Below are 26,814 nucleotides of genomic sequence, written 5' to 3'. Positions count from 1 at the left end.
TAATTTGGCAAGAACTCGAGCGCCCAATGGGTCTTGGTTTGTGCTACATCTTCTGCACCAAAGTTAAGTAACTTCAGGCGCTGCACCAGTTTGCCTTCCAGCGTGGGGGCAGTGCGTAAGGCACTTTTTTAAGATGAAGCGGGTATATATGGACTTGATGCCTGCAGAGTCTGGAGAATTAGTTGCAATATCTATGATGATTTGGAGGCACGTCAATAGTCGATTTTACATACCTGTCGCCAAGCCCCAAATTAATCAGCATAATAATTGCCTATACTCGGCTGCCGATACATCAATCTTTCGGTATGGCAAGCTGAAGTAGTGTTTTATCAATATAATCAAGGAAGAAATTAATGAGACTGTTTTTGGTACCTTTACTTTTCGGGTTGATTTCTGCGGATGTTTTTGCAGATTGCGAACTGAAAGTGATTTTAGAAGATGTTCCCGAATGGGTTACAAGTCCAGATATGTTGGACGTTTCGGGTGAACACGTCAGCTTTCAATCCGAAGATGGTAGATACACGTATTGTTACGAGCGGTATCAGTTTGAAGACTTGGAAGCTCCTTTATTGTTTGAGGTACGAGCATTTAGTGAACAAAAGGCCTATTTTGCAACAGCAATGCTCTGGCCAGAAGACCTGAATAAAGGGCTAAGAGTAGCCAATATGAATGATTTCCTAGTCAAGATGGTCTCCGGCGAACCAGAAAACTATCAGGAATATCAGGACCTGTTCAGAAACCAAAAATTCCATGACCTAATACATGGCGAGCCCATCCCAGCCATCGACCTGTTGATGATGAACAGTAAAACGTTGGAGCGCATTGCAGAGGTTCAGAAACACCTCCATCAGTTGTTTCTCGATAACCGTCCTGTCGCTGACATGGACGACCCAAAGTCAGCAAAACTTTCAGCTAAAATCCTAGAGGTCAATGCTGACAACATTCCAAAGGATTACCTGGTTGGACTATGGTCCACAGAGTTGCCTTCTCTATTTGAGCGCTCCTGCGCTCTATTTGTATCGAAGACATTTGATTATACCGAATACTGTTTCTTTGAAGACGGCTCCCATTCCTGGACTGCAACAGGCAAACTTCGCTACAACGAGATGAGCTCCGATCAGGCATCATCTTCTCGGTCACCTGACAACGAAGTCTTAGTTGATGTCGAGCTAATAGATCACGCGGGTATGACCATGCCTAAAGAGCCCGATAGTGATGGCATTTATCGCACCCGTTTCAAAGTTCGTAATCAAGATTACATGACGTTTCCAACATATAACGCCTATCGTCGCACTCCATCAGAACCCTTATTCCATGGACGCTACCGGGGTGATAACAACTTCACTGGAAGCTTCAATCAAGATGGTTCCTTCGAAATGAATTGGGCGTACCCAGATGGCGCATTAGTAAAAGCTAAAGGCTATTTCTATACGCTCGATGACCGCTTAGTTACCATTACAACAGTCGAATCTACGCCAGATACTGAGGGCCAATGGAAACCGCTCAAGTCGCCTCGGTTTGAATACTTGCCATTTGCCATTGTGGATAAGAGTAGCTTTGAGATTACGTTTGGCGATGAGACTCAAACTTTTCACAAACTTTAGTACCTAGATAGCACAAAGAAAAAGAGCGCCTTAAGGCGCTCTTTTTTATTACCGAATGCAACTGTTCGTTTAATTTGGTAAGAACTCAATCGACCAACGGGTCTTGGTTTGCGCTACATCTTCTGCACCAAAGTTAAGTAACTTCAGGCGCAGCACCAGTTTGCGTTCCAGCTTTTTGTTGTCGAGATCTGAGCTCACGACTTTACAAGCACTGACACTACCATCGGGCTCAACCACCAGCTCAAACACCACTTTACCTTCCAGCGTGGGGTCTTTGCGTAAGGCACTGTTATAAAGCGTGTAAAGACTGCCTTTGGCCTGTTCTAGCACCATGCGTAGCTGCTCTTCACTGCGGCCGGCTTTGCCATCTTTGCGTTTACGCTTTTTCTTCTGCTCGTCTTCCAGCTCCGGCGGCGCCTCCACTATCATGGTGTCGCGTCCAGCCAATGTACCGCCACCGGCATCGCTACTGAGGCCACTGGTACTGATACCACCACTGCCAGACTTGGCTTTACCCGCCAACAGTGAGCGCGAGGTTTTCGCTGCATCACCCGAGCCTTTGTTCAGCTTGTCTTTTTTCAGTGCGCCGACGTCAAGGGATTCGCGCATGGCGGCCAAATCATCCTGCATCGCCAATAAGCCTGCTTTAGACGCTTTTTTACGCGCTTCTGCCGCAGTTTTCGGCTTGGGTTTTGGCTTAGGCTCAGGTTTCTTCTCTTCTGGCTTTTTCTCTTCCGGCTTTTTCTTCTCTTCCGGTTTTGGCTTTGGCGGTGGTGGAGGCGGTGTTTTCTTCTCCTCAATAATCACCTTGGCCAACTGCGGTGGAAGCGCCTCTTTCTTCTCGCGCTCAATTTCTGGCACGTTTACAAAGGGGATGGCAATACTGACGCACAGCAACAATGCCAGGCCAATCACCAACAGCCGTTTGAAGCGTTGGTCATCAACTTCACGACGTTGCCAACTAAGCTCGAAACTTGAGCGACTGACTAAAGGAATGCTCACTGCTGGCCCTCCTCGGCTGCCGCAGCGTCGTCAGAAACGAACTTACGGTTAACAGCCAACGAGATACTTCTGAAATCGGTGTCGGCACAGGTGGCCATCACTTTCTTCAGCAACTCGTAAGGGATAGAAGCATCACCCATAATGGTCACCGGACGCCCTAGCTTCTTTTCTTGCTCGCTGAGTTCCGGACGACGTTTCGCCTGATAATCCAATTCCGTTTGCAGCGCCGGGATCAGCGCTTGGTCGTCTGCCATCAATTCGCTGGTTTTAGCGATCGGTCGGCCTTGTACAACCAAGTTGTCACTGTTGACCATGATCACCAAGGTTTCCTCGGGGCGTTGTTCCGCCACAGAGTCAGGCAATTTAATGGTTTTATTCGATTGCAGCACCTGCACTTCAGAGGAGTTCACCATCAGGAAGAACACCAGAATGGTGAAGATATCCATCAGTGAGACCAGATTCAGCTTGGAGGCTGCACCAGACAATTTGCGATGGTGGCGAGCCATACGACGCGCACGCATTGATTGCTTCATCGTTTAGCCCCCTTCGCTTTAGCGGCTGCCGGGGCATCCCCTAATGAGATCTCGGGAAATAGCTCAGCATCTACATCACTGGCTACAACCACGGCACGAAATGAACGCACCGTATCCATGGCAGTAACAAGGGTCTGATAATCGATATCCGGCTCCATCAAAATAATGATGTCGCGCTTTTCTATCCCTTTTTGCTGGAATGCTCTTTTCAGGTCCTGAAGATAAAGCGACAAGCCATCAAAATCATAGCTTTGCTCTTTATTTGCCAGTCGCTTTAAGGGCACACCTGCGGGGTAGTTCAGCGCCATACCATCCTGACGGATAATCAGCTCCAACAGCTTGGGTGGATCTTTTTGATCGGGGTTGTCTGCGCCGCCTTCCGGTAGCTGGATATCCAGTACCGAAATGTGCGAGAACACCATGCCTAACAGCAGCACGGGAACCAACACGATCATCAGATTCATGAAGGAGGTGATATCGAGTTCAGCGTCCTTTTTCTGCGGACGTCTTAACCGCCTCATGAGTTAGCCCCTGCTGCCAGCTGCTTCCGGATCGGTCTTCGACTTATAAGAAAGCATGTTAAGCAACTTAATACCGGCCACTTCCAGGCTATCAACGATCTCACTGGTTTTGGTTTGCAACACGGCATGGAAAATAGAGAGTGGGATCGCAGTCATCAGACCGAAAGCGGTGGTGTTCATCGCCACCGAGATACTCTGTGATAGCAGGTTGGCCTTTTCAGCCGGATCCGCGTTAGCCACGGCGGTAAACGCTGCGATCAAACCGATAATGGTACCGAGTAGACCAAGTAGCGTAGCAATATTGGCCAAGGTGGCCAGATACTGTGTCCGCTTTTCGAGGCGCAACATCACTTCCATGATGCTCTCTTCCATCGCGTACTCTACATCTTCACGGCGATGCGCATCTTTCAAACGGCTCACGCCTGACGCTAACACGCGCAACAGCGGTGCCTTGGTTTTTTCTGCGCCTTTGATCAACACCTGATAGTCACCAGTGGCTAAGCCAGCTTGAACTATTTTGGCGGCCTTGCGGTTAGCGCGGCCAGTTGAGCTTAAAAACAACCAACGCTCGAGGGCGATAACCAAACCAACCACCATCACTAACGCGATGGGGTACATGAATTGACCACCTTCCTGGAAGAAGCGGATCACTGTGTTGTATGCGTCCATAGTCTGTTAAACCTCAATAAATACACGTTCAGACGAATGCTTTTCGGCTAGCATACCCGTCGTTAACATTTTTTAAACATTTACCCGGTGCCACTCGCTATTTTTGCGGCGCGGGACTCACTTTCTGTTTTTGATCTCGCTCAAGTTGCTCAAATTGTTGCAACTGTCGCAGAAAAACGGGGCGCTCAAGCAAACTCAACGGCTTACGATCAAGATAACTATTGATCTGTTGTGCCATCTCTTTCGCGCCAGCAGGCTGTTGCCACGGCACGATATAGATCACTTTGGGCTGTTCTTGAGAGCCGGTAATGGTACTTTCCAGCTCCACGATTTCGGGTTCTGCGGCCATCGCAGCCATTGAAAATAATCCAGTAAAAGCAATGACTTTAGACAGTGTCATCATGCTCCTTCTCCCGCTACTTCAGGCTCACTTGGCACCGCACTATCAACACCTTCTCCGGCGTCAATACGCCGCTGCAGTAACAAGATCCAGCCTTTGACACGTCGCTCGGGCTTCTCCTGCAGGGCTTGATACGCTTCATAATGTGTTAACGCATCGTTAAAACGCCCCATATACAACTCATACAAGATGCCAATATTACGGTGTGCTGGCGCGTAATCATTCCAACGCTGCAGCGCTTCCAAATAGCTTTGTTCTGCTGCCGTAAAATCGCCCTGTTCGCGTTGTAGTACGCCCAGTAAATTCCAGCCATCTAAATTATTCGGGTTGTCTTTAACCGCTTGCTTTAGCTGGGTCATTGCGGTGTCTGTTTGCCCCTGCATGCGATACAGCTGCGCTAAATTCACCCGCGCACCTGAGAGATCCGCTTGCTCGGCCAACACCGCTTCGAACGCCTTAATGGCTGCTGCCACCTCGGCCTCAGATTGTGCTGCCTTGGCCTTGGCTAATGCAGCATCAAATTTGGCCTTGGCCATAGCTGATAGCACCGGCTCAGAAGCCAAATATGGATTAATCGAAGGCGGGGTAACCTCTTCCGCTGGCTCAGTCGCAGCATCAGTTTGTGCATCACCATCGCTAGCGATAGCAGCATCTGCCGCGACATCATCAGCGGCAACAGGGGCTTCTGGGCTAGCAACCGCATCGGCACTGTCCGTGGTTGTATCGGCAGCCGCGCTGTCAGCGTCTGCTATTTCGCCCAACTGCGCACATCCTGACAAACCAATAACGAGGCTCAACAGCGCCGCCTGTAAACCGGCTTTGACTGTGCCCGTCTTCATCAGACAACGGTCATCAGTTCGACGTTGGATAAGCAAACGACTATTCATTGACCAAAACTCTGTGTGTCCGCTATTAATGCGCATAGTCACTGAAGCTGACCTCCTGTTCTGGCTTATCAAATTGCGCTGGCAGCAACTCAGCAAGCGCCTCGAAGCTACGTTTTACCCAGTCGTCATAGTTACCTTGCCAAGCGTTTTCAGTATTGGCCTGGTGGACTTCAATCGCTTGCTCTTCAAATGGATAGGCTTGCTCTTCCAACAGGAGCTCGTACTGTTCCAGCTCCATTTCATCTAAGCCGTTCGGGCGGTCAGAATCCATCAAGTCACGGCTCAGCGCACCATAGATCTCAGCGATACGGTAAGTGGCTTCCGTGGTGAACTCTGCTTGTTGATAATTCGCGACCTGCTGCCAAGCTGCCAAGCTTTTATCGAGCGCCGCACGTTTCTTTTTCAAGCTCTTCCGCAGAGGCAGCTTCAAGCGAATGCTGTCAAAGGTACGCTGCTGTTGTACGGCCAGGTCTTGCGCAGCAAAGGCAGCCAGATAACGAGAACGATCACTGCGCTCATCACCACCTTCTGCATCAAGCTTCACCAGTTTCTTCAGCCAGTAATTACGTTTTATCTCATCGCCTGTGCGTTGATAAAAACCAGCCATTTTCGCCCGGACTTCCATCGCCATAGCAAAAGGCTCGGGGTAAGCGTGCGCATAGCGACGGTAGCTGTTAATTGCACCATCGAGATCATCGGCTTTTTCATACATTTCAGCCGCCGCTAACAACGATTGGCGGCTCGCTTCCTTGTCTGCAGCTGATTCACCGCCACGATCTGCCAAAACCAAATACTGCTTGGCAGCTTGTTGCCAATTGCCCGACTGTTCGTAAGCGAACGCTAACTTGGCTGGAATGTCAGCTACCAGCGGCGACTTAGGATAGCGCTTAGCGAACTGATTTAAGATCGCTACCGCTTCTTCCCAACGTTCCAGCTCTAGCAGCAATGTTGCGGCATCATACTCGGCATTTTTGCGGAACCCTGATTCGGGTACCGTTTCACCCAACCGCAGGTAATGTTTCACCGCTAACGCTTTGTCGCCATCGGCAACCGCCTGCTCGCCCTGACGATAGATCGCAGCAGCCAATTTCTTGCGGGTGTCATCACGCTGTGGATCTGACTTTTTCATCAGCGCCAGACTCTGTTGATAAGCCTGCTCTGCTACCGCGAAGTTTTCATTGGCAAAGGCGCTATGGCCGATCACTAGATGGGCGATACGTTGCTGCGCGTTATCCGGCGTCGGCTGCCATGCCAACAGACGCGTCGCGACCTCAGTCGCCTCGTCATATCGTTGCAGCTTGAGCAGAGATTGTGCCGCCAATGTTTGTGCCTGCTTAGCCCGTTTATCCTGAGAAAAACGGTCAGCAAAGCGCAGTTGCGAGCGAATACGTTTCAATTGCAGCGCTTGGTTGTCTGCCTTTGGTAATGCTTTCACCTCGGCTTGCTGCATCAGTTTTTGATACGCGACCAGCGCAGCATAACCCGCTTCTGCACGCATTGCCGGTGCTGCAACTGGCGCTTGAGCATCGTAACCGGTCAACTTGTAAGCTAATAACTCTTCGTAACTTGCTTCACTACGCTGGATATTAGACAACGGCTCAGCATCGGCCGCGTAAGCTACCAATTCATAAGCGGCAATCGCATCGCTGTAACTACCGGCTTCATACAAGGCTTCTGCCATCAAGAAGCGGATATCCGGTGTTTTCGGATCCAACGGAAAGGTATCTAAGAATTGCAAATGCCAATCAGCAGCAAGCTGATAACCTTGCGCAACCTGCTGTTTCACATCACTACCGGCACCCTTGCCCGCCGCCTGTTTTTGATGTTGCACTGTGGCATGGTAATACTGCCCCAGCTCCAACAGAAAAGCGTGCAGGTGAGGCGCTAACTGATCCCTTACGGCCACCTCTGAGCGCTGCCAGAACCCACTACGCTGGCCCCAGAGTTTGACGAAACGTTCTTTCTCCGGCCGGATCAACGTGGTGAATCCCGCCTCTTTATAGATAGCCAATACCCGGATGTCGAACTGTGCCGCCCATAGGGTCTCGGTATTGTCCTTGATATAAGCAAGGTAGGTATCAGCGCTTTGTTGATACAACTCCTTGCCTAACTGATACTCCGCCAGATGCTGATAAAGCAGGTGATCCCAGGAGCGCTTACCTGTCGTCGCCAGCAGGGTACGCACACTTTCACCACCGGCTTGATAACTAAAGGTCAAACTCATCACCCTTAGCGTGTCATTTGCCAGGGTACGACGTGTTTTGGGTAATCCCTCTAACGTGGTGTGTTCTTCCAGCAGGTTATCCAGCACAAACAGATAGTCGCGCTGCGCAGCATCATAACGGGTTTGCTTAAATCGGCACCAACCACGCATATAATGGGCGTTCAGCAGGTAGGAGCTGGCCTCCGGCTGCTTAATCACAGCAGTGAATGCTTGATCCGCTTCGCGATATTTACGCTGACTGAACAGGATGTCACCACGGCGGAACTGCGCCTCGGCCACATGAGGCGAATCAGGATAACGATCTATCAGTGTGGTTAACGTGGCAAAAGCAGCAGGGAGATCGCCCTTAAGATCATAAGCTTTAGCTAACTGATACAACACCGCGTGGTTATCGGGCTGATCCGGATAGGTGGCTAACAACGCCTGATAATCTGCGATCAGGCCATCAAGGGAGTCGGTATTAAAGCTCGCGTCTTCCGCCAGCACCTCTTCTTGATGGAGCATGCCCAGATCAACCAGACGGTAGCGGGCATAGATACGCACATTAGGATCTTCGCTGACCTCTAATAGCGATTGGTATTGGTGGATCAGCCCCTGTGTCGACACATCCACCTGCGGGCGTTGAAACGGCTGGCGCTCAATCGGCTCCAGATCGGCAAGCGTTTTTACCACCTGCGGATCATTGCTGGAACAAGCCGCAAGCGTCAGCGGCATAAGCAGGGCAAGAAGCGACCTTTTCATCATACTCCCTCCCCTTGCTCACCAGGCTGCTCAGCGCCAGGTGCATTTGCCTCTGGTACAGAGGACTCGCGCGCCGGCTTGCCCATGATCGCATCCTGTTGCAGCTTGAGGTAATGCTCATACAATCGGGTGATCGCCAATTGTGATTCTGCCAGATGATTTTTCACCAAGACCTGCTGACGTTGTAGCTCGCTTTCAACCAATCCGAAAACCTGTTGCCGCAGTTCGTCGTACGTCGTCTTAACCGCCAATAGCTGCTGCGTGAGCCGAGCTTGAGCATCAACGACCCGCTGCTGCAGTGCGATCTGCTGGCTGGGCTCATCGACAATACGCTGCAATCGCGCCAAGCGCTGCTCCGATTCTCGTAATAGATTATCCAATGCCTTTAATGACTTAGTTTGTTGCCACTGCCGAGCCACCAGATCATCACTGAGCTGCCAGTCCAGCGCACCGCGTACCCGGCGAACGCGTTCCGCGTAGGCGGCATACTTAGGATGTTGCTGTAATTTTTCCAGCGTTTGTTCAGCACGGGTCAGGCGCTTTAAAATCGCCAACTCTTCATCGTTCGCCAGTGCTTTTGGAGAATCCATCGACTGGTTCAATTGCGCAGCCAACGCATCACGTTCACCACGTAAACGCTCAAACTCGCTGTTGGGTGGCGCATCGGCCAAAGCTTGCAACTGCGCTTGGCGGGACAGCTCTCGCACCTCCAGCATGGCGTTGAACTGATCCATATCCGCCTGCCAACGCAATAGATTGTTACGCAGTAAGCGCAGATCCCGCGCATCGATCAGCATCGATTGCATCGACTGCGACACCATCAACTCATTCAAACGTGGTAATGAAGCGATACGAATAACATCCTGCTCACTTAGCCAACTGTCATCACTGTCAGGCAATAGCCGTTGCATCAGAGATTCAGGATCCAGTGACTGTAGCTGCTGCTCAAGATCGGCCAGTACCACACGATACGCTTGCGACGCCTGCTGATAATTTTGCAGTGCGTGACCCGGCATGCCCCACTGCTCATAACTCCAAGCAATAGCCAGATGCACCTGCAGCAACTCAGCACTCAGGTCGCCACGTTTAGCTAATGCGCTCCAGGCCGTAATAGATAAGGGTTGTTGCCCAGCATTAAACGCCGTCCAGCCATAACTGAACAGGGCTTCTGCAGCCGCCATGCCTTCGAGCGAGACTTGCTGATACGCATCCAGCGCGGCATCGTAATCTTCCTGCTGGCGATAGATCCTGGCACGCGTTAGCTGGATCTTATCCTGTAACGAGGTGATCTCGCCTTCTGCCAGCGGCAAGGGCGTTGGTGGGAACCAAGCACTCCACGCCAATAGATCTAGCCAGCTGTCATCACTGACCGCGCGACCTTGGCTTAGTAGAATTAACGCTTGTTCCAGCGACGTTAGCGCTTGGTCGGCCTGCTTCGCCTGTGCATGGGCGATCCCTTGGTTATAAAGCAAGTAAGGCTGCCATGGGCCTGCGTCATAGCTGACCTCTGCGGTGGCGCTGGTACTGCCAGTCGTGGCCTGCAACAGTTGCTCCAGATAAGCGGCTTGTTGTGCCTGATCAGCGGGTAACTGACCGCGCACATCGGTCAACACCCTCAATGCAGCATCCGGTTGTTGGTGCAGATAGAGCCATTGAGCTAGATAGAGGCTGGCTTCCGCATATCCCTGCTCCGACAATGTCGGTGAGGCAACCAATTGACTAAGCAAGGCACGCGCACTGCGATGCAAGCCGTAACCCAAACGGATCCCCGCTTCTAACAATCGCGCATCGGCACGCGCAGCATTATCTTCGGCCAAGGCGTCAGCACTGCGACTGGCTAAGCGCTGCTCGGTCCGCACTTTATCCACTTCGAGAAATGTCAGAGCGGCCAAAGGATCGCCCTGATAGTACTCAAACAGACCCACCCGATAGCCTAACTCTGCTTGCAGATGCTCTTTTTCATCGTCATCAGCAACAGCGCTTAGGGATACGCTAAAGCATGCCACCGCCAGCGCGATACAACGCCAGCGCTGGCGCATAGCCAAGGTCACCTTTACTGCCATTCCACTACCTTGAAATCAGGCTGATAGGTATCAGTTTCATCGCGAACCTGTAGCTCCAACACTTTGGCGTCAGTTCCTTTGTCAAAAGCCAACGTGGCACCACGGCGATACTCGCGGCCATCGGGACCAAAGCCAGTAAAGAACGCAGTCACTTCATGTTTGCCGGCTTTCAGGTTGCCAATGTAAAGCCTCTGGATCCCACCTCGATGAAGCGCATTAACCTGACGTTCGGTATAGAGGTAACCGGCCACGCGGTCATCGTCGATCTTCAGCTCAACAGAGTCTAATTTGAAGAATTTGCCAGTATCCACCGACAAATACACAGTGACCTGTGTGGTGGCAGGGAATAACAGGTCTTCTTCAAGAATAAACAGGTCACGGTTGAGTTTGACCACCTGCTCTTTGAGCGACTCAACCTTGTCGCCTAACGGCTGTTCTTCGGCCTGCAAAGTGCTAAAGAGACTAGCGGTGAACAATAAAATAGTGGCGACAACCGCCTGACCAATCCTTTTCATACTGATATTTTCCATTAGGCTCTCCGTTCCGCTAGTAATAAACACTGATAAACGCGCGTACGACATCAGCACCGAAAGAGTAAAGCCCCTCTTCTCCGGCACCGACTCCCGTTTCACGGGCATCGCGGAAATTGTTGTAATCAAACTCGATATGATCCCACTCCAACGTGGCAGAGCCGGTAAACGAATCGGTATAGCCAGACAGTGGCAAGCGGTAGGTCACCCCGGCACCGACGGTAATCGATGTGAAGTCACTAAGCTCTTTGTCTCGGGCCATATAATTCTGAGCATCTTTGTAGGGAAACAGATCAGAATAGAACTCAGCTTCGCTCTGACTGTAGTAACGCACTCGCGTCGTCACGACCCAGTTATCACCGATAGGGTGGGTATAGTCAGCTCCCACGTTGTAGGCCTGAATTTCCCAATCATCATCAAAATAACGCGCTTCGAAACCTAAAGCGGCTCGGTATGGCAGGTAATACTTAGTAGAGATACCGGCGGCAACGCTGGTGCGGGTATGGGGGTAGACCTCTGCTTGGTAACTGTAGCCCTGTGCTACCGTCGGGTCGACATAACGCACCGAACGATAAGGGTTATTCAGGAATCCTTCATCGGTGATGGCCTGAAAATTAAAGGCCATAACCCATTCAGCCGTCAGTACTTGAGTCAATCCGAGGCTATAACTGCGGCGGTCAATCTCTTCATCGAAATCCGCTTCACCGTTCTTCCCCACATCATCCCAGCCATAGGCATATCCCAGAGATACCGTGGTGAGATCGCCAAACATATCCTGACTAATACCAAACGACAGGGTATTGGCTGTGTAGTCACTCTCGTCACTGTTGCTATAGGCTAGGCTCATGGTGGATTTACCATGCAGGTAGTCAACACCAAAACTATATTCGTCGCGATCTTCTGTATAAGGGCTAGCGGTGGTTACCACATCGATCGACGCAGCAGAAACAGCATCCGCGTAGTAATAACCTGACAGTGAGACCTTCTCGCTAACACTCTTTCGCACTAACACCGCTGGACCATCAATGGTCATACCGCCGCCTTCGTACCTGTGGTACAACACATCGGCACGATCTTCCGGCAGCACAGCAGCCTGTACAAATAAGGGCAACCACAGGCATAACGCCAGCAGTGTACGAAGGTTAGTTACAACCACAACCACCTCCACCACTGCCATCGGCTCCACGAGCCGCTTCTCGGGATTCAAAAACGTGCGCATTATGTTTAGCGGCGATAGGATGCTTATCAAACTTCATGATCGGATCCGCCAGCTTTTGCCGCTCATAGGGTTTCACCCAGGGCTTGATGCTGGAGCAGCCCGATGCAGCAACGCAGACAAATAGAACCAGCAAAATCCGTTTCATCAATTACTCCCGGATCAAGCTTTTGATCTGCTGACGATAGGTGTCTTCATAACCAGGCTTATAACCACGGTGATGAAAACGGATCTGACCATCACGGTCAATCAGCACGGTGGTCGGCATGGAATCGACGTCATACAACTCGGTCACTTCATTAGTCTTATCAAACAGGATCGGGAAGCTCACCGTGATATCTTTCAGAAATGCCATCCCCTCTGACGGATCCTGCTCCACGTTAACACCCAACACTTTAACGCCCAGATCGGCAAAATCGGTGGCTAATGCTTCCAGCTCTGGCATCTCCTGGCGGCATGGGCCACACCAAGACGCCCAAAAGTTCAGCAGCACGATCTCGCCGCGCAGTTCTGACAAACGAATGTTCTCACCGGTAGAGGATTTCAAGGTGAAGTCCGGCGCGGGTATTTTTAACTCAGCACTATAAGCAGCACCGCTAAAAACAAACGTTGCACTCAACAACAGACTGATAAAAAAGGCTCTCATCGTATTATCCTCTAGAAGAAAATCGACACACCGGCGGTAAAGGCCAGGTTGTGTGTGGTTTTGTCTTCGCCTGTCACATCCAGGTCGAAGATATAGTCATGACCGCTCAGATCAAAAGCCAACCAATCATTGATTAGCACTCGGTAACCGGCACCAAACCCCATGGTAAAATTGTCGTCACCGGCAAAATCGGTACTGCCCACCCCGGCCAACAGGTAGAGAGAGCTGTTAAAGCTGTAGGCATCCCAAACAAACGCTTCACCTGGCAAGATATTCCATCCCACTGACGCCATATAGAAGCTGTAGTCACGCTCACTATCAGTTAATAAAGGCGCCCCACCTGACAAGCGTTCAAAGCTGGTTTCACCGGCCTCGGAGCTGCCGTAATTGGCTTCCAAGAAAAAGTCTTCGGTGACGTGATAAGCGCCCTTAACTCCCCACAGGAACTCGGAACCAAAATCTTCAATACTGATAACGCCCGCATAGGCACCCAGCTGAAAATCTTCATCATCGATCAAGGCTTCGTCGATCTGACGGCGCTCAACCTTAGGTTCAAAAGTTTCGTCAGCGGCAACCCACCCTGACATCGGCAGCAAGGCTGCAATTAAAAGTAAACGCTTACACCCAATTTCCATGCTTCCAGCTCTTCATTGTCATCACGGTCCGTCAGCACCATGTATTGTCTGTATTCCGCTCGCAGCATAAATCGGCGAGCCAGGTAGATTCGTGCACCTGCGGTGGCATGCAGGGTTTCATCGTCGCGGTCTTCCGTTTCAACCAATGACGAGTGTGGATCGGTACTGATTAAACCGGCACCGATACCAAAGAAAGGTGATATCCGCCAATCGGGAAAGGGCTGATGCACTAAACCGATATCCAGCAGTGTGGTATCGGAGACATCTCCCAGCGCCTTATTGCCGGTAACTTCGATCGCTAAATTCTCAGTAAATGCGTAACCGATATAGGCGCTCAATAAGTTGGCACCTTCCAGATCGCCTCCAGAAAAGCCCCCTTCCCAGCGCCGTTGTTGAAAGCTATCGAATGAACCACGGTTAAAACTCACCAACTCGCCATCAGCGAGGGTCTTTTCCATATCTTCTGCGCGCACCCAACCACTTTTATCTCGCGGAGTGCGTACCTTTACCCAATCCGTGCGGCGCTTTTCAATGACCACTTCGCCACCGCGCTCCACCACATGAAAGACCGGAAAACCACGGCCTGGACCGGTACGCAGCTCGATATAAGGCTCCGCCACCTGCAGCGCCAGTGCTTGTTCTTCGGCACTGAACCAACCACCAAACCAGCTGGTCTCTTGCTCCGATTCTGGCGGTTGCGGCAGGGGCTCCTGGGCAGCTTGTGCTGGACACACAGTGAGCAACATAAGCACAATCAAACACGCGGCCAATAAGGCTAACTTCTCCATCAACCGCCTCAGTTATCCGCGCCATAAAATGGCGTGTTGTAATATTGACCACCGATATCCAGCCACTCCGCGACTAACCGCAGCTCGGCATCGTTTAGCAGTCCGGCGTGGGTGCCGCCCGCACGAAACGGGGCAAAGAAGCGATTACTGGCAGCAGCCCCATTAACACTCATCGACGCTGCAACAGGAACCGTCTCAAGAATAGGAATAGGATTACCTTCACTGTCTAAGATCAACTCGCCATCCGCGTCGGTCTGGAATAGCGGGTTACCATCGCCATCGGTAGACTGCACCAGCACATCTCTTATGGCACCCTCTTCCACTTCTTGCTCATTGTCATTGAACATCAACTCACGGTAGCTCACTACGTGATCAGGCTCGTCAGCAGAAATATCGCCACGCAGATCCAGTTGTCCGGCGGGTACTTGCGTTTCACCGTCCGCATCGGCAATACCGTGGCAACTAATACAGGTATTGTCTTGCAGCAACTCTTCGGTGTCTGGGTCCAAAATCTGACGATCCCGGTCCCACAATGGCTGAAGGTGCACGGGATAGTTTATCTGCAGGCGGCAATAGGCGGTCCAGCGTTCAAAGCATTCAGCTCCTTCAGGCGCTATGGTGCCCATATCTGTATATGCCCATGCCTGTGGCGCATCCGGCGCACGCACCGCAGGATCGGTCCAGATATCTTCATAAACCAAATTAGCGTTAGGCGCTGCTAAACCATTAATCCGAGTGGCGACTTCGGCCATGGTTTCGCCAATATCAGCAAACAGTGCCGGATTGGTGTTAGGGAAAGGCTGACCGGTTTCCGGCGCTCCAGGGTTAGCACTGGGTGCCTGTGCGTCCACACGTCCGTGGGGCAAGGTACTTTGTGAGGTGTGGCAACCGCCGCACTCTAATGATTCACCTGGTTGCAGGGTGATCCAGTGCTGGTGGCGACCACCTACTCGCATAGTTTCACCATCAACAATGCTCAGTGCCAAAGGCACATTGGCTGGCACTTTTACTTTCACCGAGCCATCAGGCTCGATCGGTGCGTAGCCAATAATCTCCCGCATCAACTGTCCGGCGCTGCGGCCAAAGGCAGTATTAGGCAGATCCACGACGTCATCGTCGGGCATAGAGACACTCTTCACGATGCGCAGGAATCTGGCTGGACGATCATCCGCTGTGGTCTGCGCAGGGTCGCGCATAGTGGTGATCCCTACCGTATCTAAGCCATCAAAATCATAGACGCTGCGAATATGGATAACCCCAGCGATCTCTTCGACCAATGTTTCATCCTTTTCACCCTCACTAAAGCTAGGGCGCGGACGCTCCTGCAATACTACTGGATCGGTGAAAAACATCCCCTCAGTGACAGGAACGATAGGCTGCTGTGTCCCTTGGGTGATGTCATAAATCCATAAGCCATAAGCGGGAGCGGCTTCGGTCACCCCTTCCAAGGCTAAGTTATCTTCGGTACAAGGTAACTTGGGTAAAGGCTCTGCGCCTTCAGCGGCATCGGGATCTTCCGCCTGCTCTAACAGGCACGGACTCCAGCTGATCAGCATACGTGCTGTACCATCCACCAGAGGAAAAGCACTCAGCATACGTCCACCCACAGAGATCTCTTCGTCGGTACGGATCAGGCCGTAAGTCGCTGAGACTTGTGCCTCGCCGGGCGGAGCATCCGCGATAGGCGTCTCAAGCTCGGTGTAGTCATCGGTATTCAGATAAACCAATTCACCACCACTGAACTCATTTTCAGTGCGGCGCAGCATGAGCATCAACTGGCCATCATAGGTTTGTTGCGGCTCTGCGTAATCAACGCGATCACCATCGGTGCCCACATTGTGACTATGCCAGCCATAGAGAAATTCATTACCACTGCCATCCTGACGCATGCGATAAAGGTGGGTGGCACTGCGGGAGCCCATATTGTCCCAGCGGGTATAGATGATAGTGCCATCATCCAATACCACAGGATCCAGATCGTGACTCGGATTAAAGCTCAGCTGCTGGATGTCACTGCCATCATCATTCATCACGTGGAGTTGAAACGCAGACTCACGACGGTCTTCATCTAAGGCAGTAAATTGTGGCTTGCCTTCATCCAGTAAAATAGCTCGAGCAGTTCGCTGACGGGTGGATGTGAAAACGATACGACCATCGGGTAAAAAACGGGGGGCGATATCATGACCAGCTTCAGCAGTCAGCGGATCGCTGATCACCGGACGTATCAGCTGTTCGACACGATCATAAATCCAGAGATTCCATTTAGGTTGGTCTTCGTCATCAGCATCTTCAATCTCTGGTGCTCGCATGGCAAACAGCAGTTGGTTGCCATCGACCGATACGGTGAGATCTTTGACATCATAAAGAGCGCCCTCTTCAAACACTCCCTCGGTGAGGACTGTTTCGGCAGCAGAAACCGATGCCCGGTCTTTGAGAACCAATTGCGCACCAGCGAAAAACTCTGCAGGGCGGCGGATACTGTTACTCTGCCGGTCACCATCTTCATCGACCGGTATCGACCGAGCGACATACGCCACCGGGTAGTCGACAACAACAGGATCAGAGGATTCAGAACGCACAGTGGTGTCTGAGCCACAACCAGCAACTGCCAGTAACGCGGCAGAGACAGCCACCGCGACTTTGGCCTGTGCCGACATCAGCTGTGAAACAAGATTCTTCATGTCGCCCACTTTATCTCATTAGAAATGAATGCATTACGTTCATTAGTGTCTACTAATTGCACAAATGTTAACGGTTCGTTGCAATTATTGAGCGGGCATTATGAACACGCCTATGGGCAAATTCCAGCATCCAAAGTCACGAAAAACTAAAAATAGTGACAATAAATACGTATTATTGTGACCGCTGCGGTGAAAAGATGTTCACATTTAGTTAACAATCCGCCGTGATATTTCGGGGAAGACTACGTTTGGGGAGACATGCCATGACCCGGTACATTACAACAGCCCTCTTATTGGGCGGTTTGACCTTGTCTGGTCAGCTACTGGCTGGCAGTCAGGAGCAGGCCAAACGTCTGCACGACAGACTCGCGGGCGTACCACCAACGCCAAGTACATTAGCGACGATGGCCACTGCAATCGACAGCGGTGACGCTATTGATGCCGCATATACAGCGATGGAGAGTGAACATTTTTACAATGTCACGCTGAAACTGTTTGCAGCGCCATGGACCAATCGCGACCAAAGCATCTTTGTACCTTTTAACGACTACATCGCTACCGTGATCGGTATGGTGCGCGATGACGTTGATTTTCGTCAGGTACTGCAGGGCGACATTCTTTATACCGGAGATGCGTCTCTGGGATTACCGGCTTACAACGCCAGTAACAATGCTCACTACGAAGCGATGGAAGCGCAGGACGTCAACCTGAAGACGGGGTTAGTGCGAACAACACAGTCATCACTCACCGGCGTACCAGCCAATGCCACAGCCGGGGTAATGACGACCCGTGCGGCGGCCAAGTCTTTCTTTATCGCCGGCACTAACCGCGCCATGTTCCGCTTTACCTTGATGAATTTCATGTGCCGGGATCTTGAACAGGTACACGATACCTCACGCATTCCTGACCGCATTCGTCAGGATGTGACCCGCAGCCCAGGTGGTGACAGTCGTGTCTTTATGAATAACTGCATCGGCTGCCACAACGGTATGGATCCATTGGCACAAGCATTCGCCTACTACGACTTTGAGTATGATGCCGAGGGCGATCCAGAAGGAAACAACGGCCGCATCAGCTATAACGATGCTGGGCAGCTAGACCCAGCCACGGGTACCCGTGTCGAAGCCAAGTACCACTTCAATGCCAATAACTTTATTTATGGCTATGTGACCCCTGACGACGGATGGGACAACTATTGGCGCGACGGACCAAACTCACTGTTAGGTTGGGACCCCAGCTTGTCAGGCAGCGGCAGCGGTGCCAAGACCATGGGTCAGGAGTTGGCTCATTCGGAAGCCTTTGCCCAATGCCAGGTAGAAAAAGTGTTCGCTAACGTTTGTTTACGACCTCCTGTTGATGGCGCCGATCGCGGCAAAGTCAGTGAAATTGTCGGCAGTTTTAAAGCCAGTGGCTATCAGCTAAAACAAGTTTTTGCTGAAACAGCCGTTTACTGCATGGGCGAATAGGAGAGATGCAAATGAAACAGCTATTAGTACTATTCGCTACGACACTGCTGCTGACAGCCTGTGGCGGCGGTGGCGACACCGAAACCTTACCACCTAGTAATCAACAGCCAACCGACGGTAACTATTCTGGTCCTGCACCAGCGACCTCCGATGTGCAACAATTTAAGATCAATTTGTGGGATAACCTTGAAGCGGATAACCGCTGTGGTGCCTGCCACACTAACGACCAATCACCACGCTTTGTGCGTGATGATGATGTTAACTTGGCATACACAGAGGCCAATACGGTCGTCGATCTAGATAGCCCGGCAGACTCTCGATTGGTCATTAAAGTCGGTCAAGGTCACAACTGCTGGTTAGACAGCGACACGGCCTGTGCAGCGACCATGACCCAGTGGATCAGCAACTGGGCAGGTGATTCTATTGGTGGTGGCGGCAACGAGATCGTCTTTACCGATCCCGTGATACGTGAACCCGGCAGCAGTAAGAGTTTCCCACTGGAAGCAGACAACTACGTCAACACCATCTATCCCATCGTGCGTGAGTATTGCGTGCAATGTCATAGTGATGAGGCGGCAATCCCTCAATCTCCATTCTTTGCCAGTGCCGATACCATGACCGCCTATGAAGCGGCTAAATCGAAAATAGATCTGGACAGTGCCGGACGCTCCCGTCTAGTCGTCCGCTTGAGTAGCGAATTCCACAACTGTTGGAGCAACTGCGCCAGCAATGCTGACGAAATGGAAGCAGCGATCCAGGCATTCAGTGATGCCATTGATGTCACTGAAATCGATCCGGCTTTAGTACTATCAAAATCTCTACGCTTAACCGATGGCATTGTTGCCTCATCGGGTGGGCGCTTCGAAGACAATGTGATCGCCTTGTACCAATTTAAAACCGGTGAAGGCCGCACAGCCTACGATACCAGTGGTATCGAGCCAGCAGCCAACATGACCATCTCCGGCGATGTTGAATGGCTTGGAGGTTGGGGCTTGATGATCAATTCAGGTAAAGCTCAGGCCAGTACCGCTTCATCGAAGAAGCTTCATTCATTAATCACTGCCACAGGTGAATACAGCATCGAGGGGTGGTTCGCGCCTGCGAATGTCACGCAAGAGGGACCAGCGCGTATCGTCAGCTATTCAGCCGGTACCACAGAGCGTAACTTTACCCTGGGTCAAACCCTGTATAACTATGACTTCTTAAACCGCAGTTCGACGACCGACAGTAACGGCGAGCCCGCGCTGTCAACGCCAGACGCCGATGAGATCTTGCAAGCCACCCTGCAACATGTGGTGGTGACTTTTGATCCGGTGAATGGCCGCCAAATCTACGTTAACGGCGAACTTATCCCACTGACCGACAGTGAAGCGGGCAGTACCCTAGCAAGCTGGGATGACAGCTACGCGTTGGTGCTGGGTAATGAAGTCTCCGGCGACCGCCAGTGGGCAGGTAGCGTACGTATGTTGGCCATTTACAACCGGATACTGACCGCCGAACAGGTTGAACAGAATTTTGATGCCGGCGTAGGCGAGAAATTCTTCCTGCTGTTCTCCGTTGGTGAGCTGCTGGATCAACCTGAAGATAATGCCCTTGAAGATGGTACGCCAAGCACTTACGTGGTGTTTGAAGTCAGTCAGTTTGACAACTTCAGTTACCTGTTCAGTAGTCCGTTCATGATTGATCTTGATGGCAATGCGCTCACCGACAACCTACAGATCGAAGGCTTAAGGCTAGGGATCAATGGTAAGGAAGCAGCCGTTGGTCAAACGTATGGCAACATGCAAGTGACTCTTAACGCTGGCACCTCACTGGCAGAAGCGCAGACCTTAAGCCCGCTAGGTGCTCTGGTCGGTCTCGAGAAGGGCCCTGAGAGTGATGAGTTTTTCCTCACCTTCGAGCGTTTTGGCAATCACGAAAACGTCTTCATCGAGCCGATTCCTAACGCGCCAAGTGCACCGTCTGATTTGCCTGAGCGCTCAGATATCGGCATGCGTAACTTTGCCGAAATCAACGCGAGTATGAGCGTCATGACTGGCGTAGCAACCACAGCTGGAAATATTCAAAACACCTATCTAACGGTACAGCAGCAGTTGCCATCGGTGGTTGATATTGAGACCTTCCTGTCATCTCATCAGATGGCAGTGACCCAATTAGCGATCCAGTATTGTGACGTCTTGGTGGAAGACCCGACATTGAGTAGTAACTTCTTCCCTGGTTTTGACTTCAATACTAACGCCGCCACAGCATTTGATGCAGCGGGACGTAGCTTGGTCATCGACCCGCTACTCAGCAATATGCTGGGCAGTGGTATCACTACGCAACCCGACGCCGCAGATGTAGAAGCAGAGTTAAACAATCTGATAGACCGTTTGACGGTCTGTCAAAATGACAGCAGCTGCGATGCCAGCCGCACCCGTACCGTCGTCAAAGCCAGTTGTGCCGCCGTTTTAGGTAGCGCAGCGATGCTGTTGCAATAAGAGGAGGATGAGAAAATGGCTAAACGTAAGATGCCTTTACATCCCGATGCACCATTACTATTTGGTGACCATAGTCGCCCTGTGACTCGCCGTGACTTTATCTCTGCGGGCTTAATGAAAGGCGCAGGTGTCGTTGCTGGTGCTTCCGTATTCAGCTTGTTCAGTAACCCACAACAGGCGATGGCTGCGCTATCACCTGATTTGGCAACACTGCGGGAATCTTGTGGTATCGCAGTTCAGGGCGCAGGTAAAATTCCATTTATCTGTTTTGACCTGGCCGGTGGCGCCAACATCGCGGGCTCTAATGTACTGGTTGGTGGCCGTGGCGGACAAAATGACTTCCTCAGCTCTGCTGGTTATTCCAAGTTAGGCTTGCCCGGTGATATGACACCGGCAGTCACTAACCCCGATACAGGTACCAACGACTTCATTAATACCGAACTGGGGCTGGCCTTTCACAGCGACAGTCAGTTCCTTCGCGGCATTATGGAAAAAACCAGCGCGGGAACGCGCGAGGCGATCAATGGTGCGGTGATCCCTGCCCGTTCTGAAAATGACACTGGCAACAACCCACATAACCCGATGTACGGTATTGCCCAAGCCGGTGCCGACGGTTCACTCATGTCATTGATCGGTTCACGCAGCTCTGACTCCGGCGGTAATTCGATGGCTCCTGCTGCCATGATCGATTCCAGTAAACGTCCAACCAAAGTCGATCGCCCAAGCGATGTGACCGGTTTGGTTGATGTTGGCGATCTGGTTGGTCTGTTAGATCAGGCCGATGCAGTGGCGGTGATGGAATCGATCCAACGCATCAGTGATAAGAAGTTGGGGCAGATCAACACCCAAGTCTCCACCGATGAAGTGATCAAAGATCTGGTCAACTGTGGCTATGTAAAAAGTGCCGATCTGGCGGATCGTTTTGGCGATCCATCCACTCTGGACCCCGCCCTTGATCCTGACATCGTCGGCCCAGGCGGTATCTTCACTATCGATGAGTTTGATAGTGAAGCAGAGTTCCGTAAAACCGCCTCAGTAATGAAGCTGGCAGTTAACGGTTTCTCTGGCGCAGGCACCATCACCATGGGTGGCTTCGACTACCATACCGGCGACCGTGCCACCGGCGAAATTCGCGACCTGCGTGCAGGACGCTGCATGGGTGCCTGCCTTGAATATGCTGCGCGCCGCGGCATGCCGCTGATGATGTATGTATTCAGCGATGGCTCTGTGGCCAGTAATGGCCGAGTCGATGACTCAGCAGAGGGACGAGGCAAAGGTGAGTGGACCGGTGATAACCAGTCAACCGCCTCTAGCTTCTTCCTGGTCTATAACCCCAATGGCCGTGCAATACTGATGGGCGGAAGCCCGGAAGTACAAGCAATGCATCAACAGCTCGGCTATATGCGTCCAGACGCGTCGGTAGAAACCTCAGGAACCCCTGCGGCTAACAACGTCAACCTGCTGGTAGAAACCGTCGTACTCAACTACATGGCGCTGCATGGCGAACAGGGATTATTCTCTAGTCGCTTCCCAGGTAACGGCTTAGGCAATGCCAGTTTGATGGATAGCCTGACCGCGTTCAATCCAATAGTGAATGGGACGATTGGTAGCTAGTAGTCAGCATATTTTCTGTATAAAAAACGACCTTCGGGTCGTTTTTTTATCTAAAGTCATTTTTATGTAACTTAACTGTTAAGACAGCTATTTTTAAAGGGTATACTGCCCGCGAGCATATAGAAAACACGCTCGTAAAGAAACATTTACACATTTAACTCCCCGTAAAACAAGGATGTTCATATTCATGGCACACTAGCTGCTTATTTCCCTATTGGTTTCTCAGGATTATAACAATTCGTTGATAGTTTCACTGCCTAGCGCGGTTGAAGTTTACTCTCGCATTTATATCAGGTAGCCCTATGAATTATTGGAAAAACGACCCAAGCCTTTCTCTGCTGGCGCAACACGGACGCCCCATAGCTTATCGTCGTGGTCAGCTGCTTTACGATATTGACACTTTAGCAACGCATCTTTTTCTTATCACTGATGGTAGCTTTGAGATCTGTGTGCCCTATGAAGGCACACTCGGCACTATTTTGGACATGGCTGCACCAGGCACGCTTGCTGGTGAAACCGAATATCTGCTGCAGTCAACCAGCGGAGTTCGTCACTCCACCATCGCCCGTGCACGTGAACCATCTACCGCGATCGCTATTCCGTTTAGCGTGGTTGGAAAAATTGCAGCAAAAGAACCCAGCCTGTTAACCAAGATTGCTGCACAAAATGCTATCCGCCAGCAAACCTACATTAAGCAGGTTCAGGCAGCCTCAACCTTAGGCGTCAAGGCTCGGGTAGAAGAGAAGCTTAGATACTTAAGTACCCTTGAAAACGCCATGACCCATCCACAGGGAATTCAGGTTCGCTATACCCGCATGGACATCGCACGCATGGTGGGTGCCAGCCGCGAAACAGTGGGACGTATCCTCAAAGAGCTGGTCGCCCAAGGCGAAATATACACTGACGGAAAAACACTGGTACTGTTTGAACACGGCTGTTGTTTACCAGCCGAAAACGTGATGGCTAACCCATTGGAAAGTGCCGCATAACCAGAGAAGCATGCAAATAACAACGGGCGCTAATTAGCGCCCGTTGTTATTTGCAACATCTGGCTCAGCGCTATTCCGGCGGTGCCAAATCTGAGGAGTAGTGCATCTTGCGTTGATTATCGATAATGATCGCTTCTACATTTGCCATAGACTCGACCAATGCCAACCCTCGTTCCACACCCAGCACGAACACCGTCGTCGACAAAGCATCCGCGGTGGTCGAATCGGGTGCCAAAACAGTTACGCTCTGCACCTCCCTGGCCGAATCCCCAGTCATCGGGTTAAGGATATGGTGATAACGTACGCCATCTTCCTCAAAATAGCGCTCATAATCGCCAGAAGTCGAAATAGCTTCGTCAACCAGAGGCAGTAATACCGCTTGCTTATCTTCAACCCGTGGATCCTTTACGCCAACAACCCATGGTCGCCCACGACGATCCCCTAATAAACGGGTATCACCACCGGCATTCACCAGCCCATGTTTAACGCCATGCTTTTGCAACACGGCAATGCCAAGATCAACCGCATGGCCTTTAGCGATCCCCCCCAAGTCGATGCGCATCCCTTGGCGGCCAAACTTCACCGTCTGCAGCTCTGGGTCTAGTTGAACTTGACGATAATCGATACGATACGCCCCGGCGGCCAACGCATCTTTATCAGGGCGTTGCTGGGCGCGATAATCATATTGATAACCGACCGAGGCAAAACTGATATCAAAAGCTCCCTCACTGAGTACGGAAAAACGTTGCGCCTTTGATAACAAAGCAAACAGTTCCAGTGACACTGCCACGGGGTTATCGGCAGCCTGACGGTTAACCTCGCTAAGCTCACTACTCTCAATATAGGGGCTCATGGTTTGGTTAATCCGTGTCATCTCCTCCATCACTTCCGCCATGATCCGCTCAGCTTGTACCTCATCGTCGTGCCAAAGCTCGACGCCAACCCGCGTGCCCATAGTGGACTCATAACGGCTGTGCCAGGCAGCTTGCGCCGAGCAATGGACAAAGAATAAAAAACTAATCAGTAGATATTTCATGACAACAGGAGCGCCTCAAATGTCGATAGTGATAATTGTAACGTTGAAATAGGTCACGAGTACAAAGTTCTCCGCCATTGTTTAGTGTTAGCTGGATCACTCTCCCCGCATCTTCCAATACGTGACTAAGCTGCTGCACTACAATGAAATTATTCCATTCACACTAAACACAATAGCGCTTCAGGCGCACCCTATGAAATTAGTTATCTGCTGGTTTGTCGCTACCTTCTGCTGGCTCTTGCCCACTTATGGCATGGCGAGTGACATGACTGATGCTTTTAAACAAGTGCGTTTGCATATTGCTGAAGGTGAATTGGCCGCCGCAGAGACTGAACTGGAAGAGCTGTACCAGCAACTAGACACCGATGAGGATCTCCAAGATGAGTGGCTTGGGCAATACTACCTCACCAAAGCCCACTTGATGTTTGCCAGAGCCCCCTCACTAGAGAAGCCTATCCGTGACGTATTGGGTTTAGCACAAAGCGAGTTAACCCAGAAACAAGCCACTTCAGAATACGCTGACGCCTGGCTACTGCAGTTGCGCCTTAATGCCAAGCATCGCGACTACGATTCCGTCATGGCACAGGTCAATGAAGTTATAAACCTCGCTATCGCCTATGAAGATAAGCCACTGGCTATTGATGCGCTTATTTTTGCTGCAGATTTCACCTCGGAATCGGGAAATCCACTCATCGCTGTAGAGTTCTTGCGTCGCGCCAAAGCCATTACCGAGCCGCTCAACAATCCAAGGCTGAACGCGAACCTGGATCTCTCCTATGCCCGCTTTTATACCGGCGTGGTAATGACAGAGCATGCGGTGCAATTGTTAACGCTGGCTCGATTTTTCTTTGAAGAAAAGGGCCCCCACAGCCAATATATCGAGACTCTGTTGGTATTGGCTCAAAACTATGTAACCGATTCACAACCACAAAAAGCGGAAAGCCTGTTTATTCTCGCCAACGATTTTGCCAGCAACGCCAAGCTACCGGCATTGAAATTGAAGGCAGCACTGGGACTAGCCAATCTATATATGGCCTCTGGGCAAACAGCAAAGGCTCAACCTTTTATTGCTATCGGTGATGCATTAAGTAGCTCAACAAGAGAAAAATATCTGTTCACTGGTCTCAAAGCCGAATTAGCGATCAGTAATAACCAACTGATTGATGCCGAAAAGATGATCGCACAGGCTACAGAATATCTTACGCAGTTACCTAGCACATCGAGAAACAGCTTTGAAGGCGCCAATATACTTAAGCTAAAGGCGCTATTAGCCACAGCGAGAGGAGATGCCGGCGCTAGTTTCGAGCAGATGGAACTATACAATTTAAGTATTCTAGTACGCATACGGGAAGTGCTCTCCGGCGGCATCGAAGCGCTGCTGGCGGAGATGGAGTATGAGCGGGTCACCAGTAATAATGAGCTGCTTGCCAATCGCAATGCAGAGTTTCAAAGAAAACTTGATGCCGCAGAAGAGCGACAAAGATTGCAGTGGACAGTCAATATATTAGGCATCGCCCTCGGGCTTATTCTGCTGCTGTTCTTTAAGCGCATGGCCACACAGCGGAAACGATTAAAGGAACTGGCCGATACAGATGGCCTAACCGGATTACTTAACCGCCGCGCAGCCATCGCCCACACCGAATCCTGGCTCACGGATCTTCGCTTGCATGAAGTCGCCTTTGCTATTTTTGACATCGATTTCTTCAAAAAAATTAATGATGCCCATGGCCACCAAACCGGCGATCGTGTGCTCCAGCAATTTTCTGAAGTAGCACTGGCAAACTGCCGGGAAAGCGACATGCTAGCGCGGATTGGGGGGGAGGAATTTTTACTGGTTTTGCCTGGCTGTAGTTTAAAGAAAGCAGAAGAACGGGCGGAAAAGATACGCCAAGCCTTTGCCACTCATACCTTTACCAAAAACCTTCGTGTCACCGCCAGCTTTGGTGTTGCTAGCGGCCACAATGTCAGCTTTGAGCAACTTTACGATGCCGCAGACAGAGCCCTGTATAAGGCCAAAGAATCCAGAAACTGCGTCGTTGTTGACCCCGATAGCCCGTACATAGAGCTTAAGGCGATCGAAGACTAAAGC

The 26,814-nt window shown here is 51.1% G+C and carries 22 protein-coding genes; 6 read left to right on the top strand and 16 right to left on the bottom strand.

What is annotated here, in order from left to right; translation table 11 throughout:
* The first annotated feature begins 353 nt into the window (after nt 1-353).
* Nucleotides 354-1,604, top strand: coding sequence for a hypothetical protein (locus tag DU002_RS10580; protein ID WP_114338339.1), 1,251 nt, complete (start codon nt 354-356; stop codon nt 1,602-1,604).
* Nucleotides 1,605-1,673: 69 nt separating this feature from the next.
* Here DU002_RS10580 and DU002_RS10575 read toward each other — a convergent pair whose 3' ends face one another.
* The 15 genes from DU002_RS10575 to DU002_RS10505 all read right to left on the bottom strand — a co-directional run bounded on the left by DU002_RS10575 (nt 1,674) and on the right by DU002_RS10505 (nt 17,140).
* Complete coding sequence (locus DU002_RS10575) at nt 1,674-2,606, bottom strand: AgmX/PglI C-terminal domain-containing protein (protein WP_114338338.1); 933 nt, start codon at nt 2,604-2,606, stop codon at nt 1,674-1,676.
* Nucleotides 2,603-3,139: an ExbD/TolR family protein gene (locus DU002_RS10570; RefSeq protein WP_199405216.1), complete on the bottom strand. Its 537-nt coding sequence runs from the start codon at nt 3,137-3,139 to the stop codon at nt 2,603-2,605. Before DU002_RS10570 ends, DU002_RS10575 begins: the two co-directional genes overlap by 4 nt.
* Nucleotides 3,136-3,660 (bottom strand): ExbD/TolR family protein, encoded by a 525-nt coding sequence (locus tag DU002_RS10565; protein ID WP_114338337.1) that lies wholly within the window; start codon nt 3,658-3,660, stop codon nt 3,136-3,138. The genes DU002_RS10570 and DU002_RS10565 overlap by 4 nt, the downstream gene beginning before the upstream one ends.
* A gap of 3 nt (nt 3,661-3,663) precedes the next feature.
* Nucleotides 3,664-4,329 (bottom strand): MotA/TolQ/ExbB proton channel family protein, encoded by a 666-nt coding sequence (locus DU002_RS10560; RefSeq protein ID WP_114338336.1) that lies wholly within the window; start codon nt 4,327-4,329, stop codon nt 3,664-3,666.
* A gap of 97 nt (nt 4,330-4,426) precedes the next feature.
* Entirely contained in the window at nt 4,427-4,732 is a 306-nt protein-coding gene (locus DU002_RS10555; RefSeq protein WP_147271832.1) for a hypothetical protein, read from the bottom strand.
* Nucleotides 4,729-5,616, bottom strand: coding sequence for a tetratricopeptide repeat protein (locus tag DU002_RS10550; RefSeq protein ID WP_158538027.1), 888 nt, complete (start codon nt 5,614-5,616; stop codon nt 4,729-4,731). Before DU002_RS10550 ends, DU002_RS10555 begins: the two co-directional genes overlap by 4 nt.
* A gap of 25 nt (nt 5,617-5,641) precedes the next feature.
* Entirely contained in the window at nt 5,642-8,584 is a 2,943-nt protein-coding gene (locus DU002_RS10545; protein ID WP_114338333.1) for a tetratricopeptide repeat protein, read from the bottom strand.
* The gene (locus DU002_RS10540; RefSeq protein WP_114338332.1) at nt 8,581-10,644 is read right to left on the bottom strand and encodes a hypothetical protein; all 2,064 of its coding nucleotides are present in this window, start codon (nt 10,642-10,644) and stop codon (nt 8,581-8,583) included. Before DU002_RS10540 ends, DU002_RS10545 begins: the two co-directional genes overlap by 4 nt.
* Nucleotides 10,635-11,174 (bottom strand): AraC family transcriptional regulator, encoded by a 540-nt coding sequence (locus tag DU002_RS10535; protein WP_199405215.1) that lies wholly within the window; start codon nt 11,172-11,174, stop codon nt 10,635-10,637. The genes DU002_RS10540 and DU002_RS10535 overlap by 10 nt, the downstream gene beginning before the upstream one ends.
* A 16-nt stretch (nt 11,175-11,190) precedes the next feature.
* A complete protein-coding gene (locus DU002_RS10530; protein WP_114338331.1) occupies nt 11,191-12,351 on the bottom strand; it encodes a DUF3570 domain-containing protein in 1,161 nt (386 codons plus the stop codon).
* On the bottom strand, nt 12,317-12,538 hold the full coding sequence (locus DU002_RS10525; protein WP_114338330.1) for a DUF4266 domain-containing protein: 222 nt from the start codon (nt 12,536-12,538) through the stop codon (nt 12,317-12,319). The genes DU002_RS10530 and DU002_RS10525 overlap by 35 nt, the downstream gene beginning before the upstream one ends.
* 3 nt (nt 12,539-12,541) lie before the next feature.
* Nucleotides 12,542-13,036, bottom strand: a complete 495-nt coding sequence (locus DU002_RS10520; protein ID WP_114338329.1) for a TlpA family protein disulfide reductase — start codon at nt 13,034-13,036, stop codon at nt 12,542-12,544.
* Nucleotides 13,037-13,047: 11 nt separating this feature from the next.
* Nucleotides 13,048-13,671, bottom strand: a complete 624-nt coding sequence (locus DU002_RS10515; protein ID WP_114338328.1) for an outer membrane beta-barrel domain-containing protein — start codon at nt 13,669-13,671, stop codon at nt 13,048-13,050.
* Nucleotides 13,641-14,459 carry an outer membrane beta-barrel protein gene (locus DU002_RS10510; RefSeq protein WP_114338327.1) on the bottom strand — a complete coding sequence of 273 codons (819 nt, stop codon included), beginning with the start codon at nt 14,457-14,459 and terminating at the stop codon, nt 13,641-13,643. The genes DU002_RS10515 and DU002_RS10510 overlap by 31 nt, the downstream gene beginning before the upstream one ends.
* An 8-nt stretch (nt 14,460-14,467) precedes the next feature.
* Nucleotides 14,468-17,140, bottom strand: coding sequence for an HzsA-related protein (locus DU002_RS10505; protein WP_233496474.1), 2,673 nt, complete (start codon nt 17,138-17,140; stop codon nt 14,468-14,470).
* A gap of 263 nt (nt 17,141-17,403) precedes the next feature.
* Between DU002_RS10505 and DU002_RS10500 the strand changes: the two genes are divergently transcribed.
* From DU002_RS10500 to DU002_RS10485, 4 genes are all read left to right on the top strand, one after another.
* Entirely contained in the window at nt 17,404-18,606 is a 1,203-nt protein-coding gene (locus tag DU002_RS10500) for a hypothetical protein (protein ID WP_114338326.1), read from the top strand.
* An 11-nt stretch (nt 18,607-18,617) separates the two neighbouring features.
* Nucleotides 18,618-21,086 carry a LamG domain-containing protein gene (locus tag DU002_RS10495; RefSeq protein ID WP_114338325.1) on the top strand — a complete coding sequence of 823 codons (2,469 nt, stop codon included), beginning with the start codon at nt 18,618-18,620 and terminating at the stop codon, nt 21,084-21,086.
* A 15-nt stretch (nt 21,087-21,101) separates the two neighbouring features.
* On the top strand, nt 21,102-22,700 hold the full coding sequence (locus tag DU002_RS10490) for a general secretion pathway protein GspF (protein ID WP_165569565.1): 1,599 nt from the start codon (nt 21,102-21,104) through the stop codon (nt 22,698-22,700).
* Nucleotides 22,701-23,002: 302 nt separating this feature from the next.
* Nucleotides 23,003-23,689, top strand: coding sequence for a helix-turn-helix domain-containing protein (locus DU002_RS10485; protein ID WP_114338324.1), 687 nt, complete (start codon nt 23,003-23,005; stop codon nt 23,687-23,689).
* Between the two features lie 70 nt (nt 23,690-23,759).
* Here the strand turns inward: DU002_RS10485 and DU002_RS10480 are convergent, their stop codons facing one another.
* A complete protein-coding gene (locus DU002_RS10480) occupies nt 23,760-24,644 on the bottom strand; it encodes an FAD:protein FMN transferase (protein WP_233496473.1) in 885 nt (294 codons plus the stop codon).
* Nucleotides 24,645-24,918: 274 nt separating this feature from the next.
* Between DU002_RS10480 and DU002_RS10475 the strand changes: the two genes are divergently transcribed.
* Entirely contained in the window at nt 24,919-26,811 is a 1,893-nt protein-coding gene (locus DU002_RS10475) for a GGDEF domain-containing protein (protein ID WP_114338322.1), read from the top strand.
* The last annotated feature ends 3 nt before the right edge of the window (nt 26,812-26,814 follow it).

The organism is Corallincola holothuriorum (assembly GCF_003336225.1).
Taxonomy (GTDB): domain Bacteria; phylum Pseudomonadota; class Gammaproteobacteria; order Enterobacterales; family Neiellaceae; genus Corallincola; species Corallincola holothuriorum.
This window is presented reverse-complemented; position numbering and strand designations above follow the sequence as displayed.

Bases quoted from the DNA above. Each gene is read 5' to 3' on its own strand.
- DU002_RS10540 (WP_114338332.1), bottom strand. From the start codon at position 10,644: ATGGCAGTAAAGGTGACCTTGGCTATGCGCCAGCGCTGGCGTTGTATC.
- DU002_RS10565 (WP_114338337.1), bottom strand. From the start codon at position 3,660: ATGAGGCGGTTAAGACGTCCGCAGAAAAAGGACGCTGAACTCGATATC.
- DU002_RS10485 (WP_114338324.1), top strand. From the start codon at position 23,003: ATGAATTATTGGAAAAACGACCCAAGCCTTTCTCTGCTGGCGCAACAC.
- DU002_RS10490 (WP_165569565.1), top strand. From the start codon at position 21,102: ATGGCTAAACGTAAGATGCCTTTACATCCCGATGCACCATTACTATTT.
- DU002_RS10495 (WP_114338325.1), top strand. From the start codon at position 18,618: ATGAAACAGCTATTAGTACTATTCGCTACGACACTGCTGCTGACAGCC.
- DU002_RS10515 (WP_114338328.1), bottom strand. From the start codon at position 13,671: ATGGAAATTGGGTGTAAGCGTTTACTTTTAATTGCAGCCTTGCTGCCG.
- DU002_RS10550 (WP_158538027.1), bottom strand. From the start codon at position 5,616: ATGAATAGTCGTTTGCTTATCCAACGTCGAACTGATGACCGTTGTCTG.
- DU002_RS10475 (WP_114338322.1), top strand. From the start codon at position 24,919: ATGAAATTAGTTATCTGCTGGTTTGTCGCTACCTTCTGCTGGCTCTTG.
- DU002_RS10505 (WP_233496474.1), bottom strand. From the start codon at position 17,140: ATGAAGAATCTTGTTTCACAGCTGATGTCGGCACAGGCCAAAGTCGCG.
- DU002_RS10480 (WP_233496473.1), bottom strand. From the start codon at position 24,644: ATGGGCACGCGGGTTGGCGTCGAGCTTTGGCACGACGATGAGGTACAA.
- DU002_RS10510 (WP_114338327.1), bottom strand. From the start codon at position 14,459: ATGGAGAAGTTAGCCTTATTGGCCGCGTGTTTGATTGTGCTTATGTTG.
- DU002_RS10560 (WP_114338336.1), bottom strand. From the start codon at position 4,329: ATGGACGCATACAACACAGTGATCCGCTTCTTCCAGGAAGGTGGTCAA.
- DU002_RS10520 (WP_114338329.1), bottom strand. From the start codon at position 13,036: ATGAGAGCCTTTTTTATCAGTCTGTTGTTGAGTGCAACGTTTGTTTTT.
- DU002_RS10535 (WP_199405215.1), bottom strand. From the start codon at position 11,174: ATGGAAAATATCAGTATGAAAAGGATTGGTCAGGCGGTTGTCGCCACT.
- DU002_RS10525 (WP_114338330.1), bottom strand. From the start codon at position 12,538: ATGAAACGGATTTTGCTGGTTCTATTTGTCTGCGTTGCTGCATCGGGC.
- DU002_RS10570 (WP_199405216.1), bottom strand. From the start codon at position 3,139: ATGAAGCAATCAATGCGTGCGCGTCGTATGGCTCGCCACCATCGCAAA.
- DU002_RS10580 (WP_114338339.1), top strand. From the start codon at position 354: ATGAGACTGTTTTTGGTACCTTTACTTTTCGGGTTGATTTCTGCGGAT.
- DU002_RS10530 (WP_114338331.1), bottom strand. From the start codon at position 12,351: ATGGCAGTGGTGGAGGTGGTTGTGGTTGTAACTAACCTTCGTACACTG.
- DU002_RS10545 (WP_114338333.1), bottom strand. From the start codon at position 8,584: ATGATGAAAAGGTCGCTTCTTGCCCTGCTTATGCCGCTGACGCTTGCG.
- DU002_RS10500 (WP_114338326.1), top strand. From the start codon at position 17,404: ATGACCCGGTACATTACAACAGCCCTCTTATTGGGCGGTTTGACCTTG.
- DU002_RS10555 (WP_147271832.1), bottom strand. From the start codon at position 4,732: ATGATGACACTGTCTAAAGTCATTGCTTTTACTGGATTATTTTCAATG.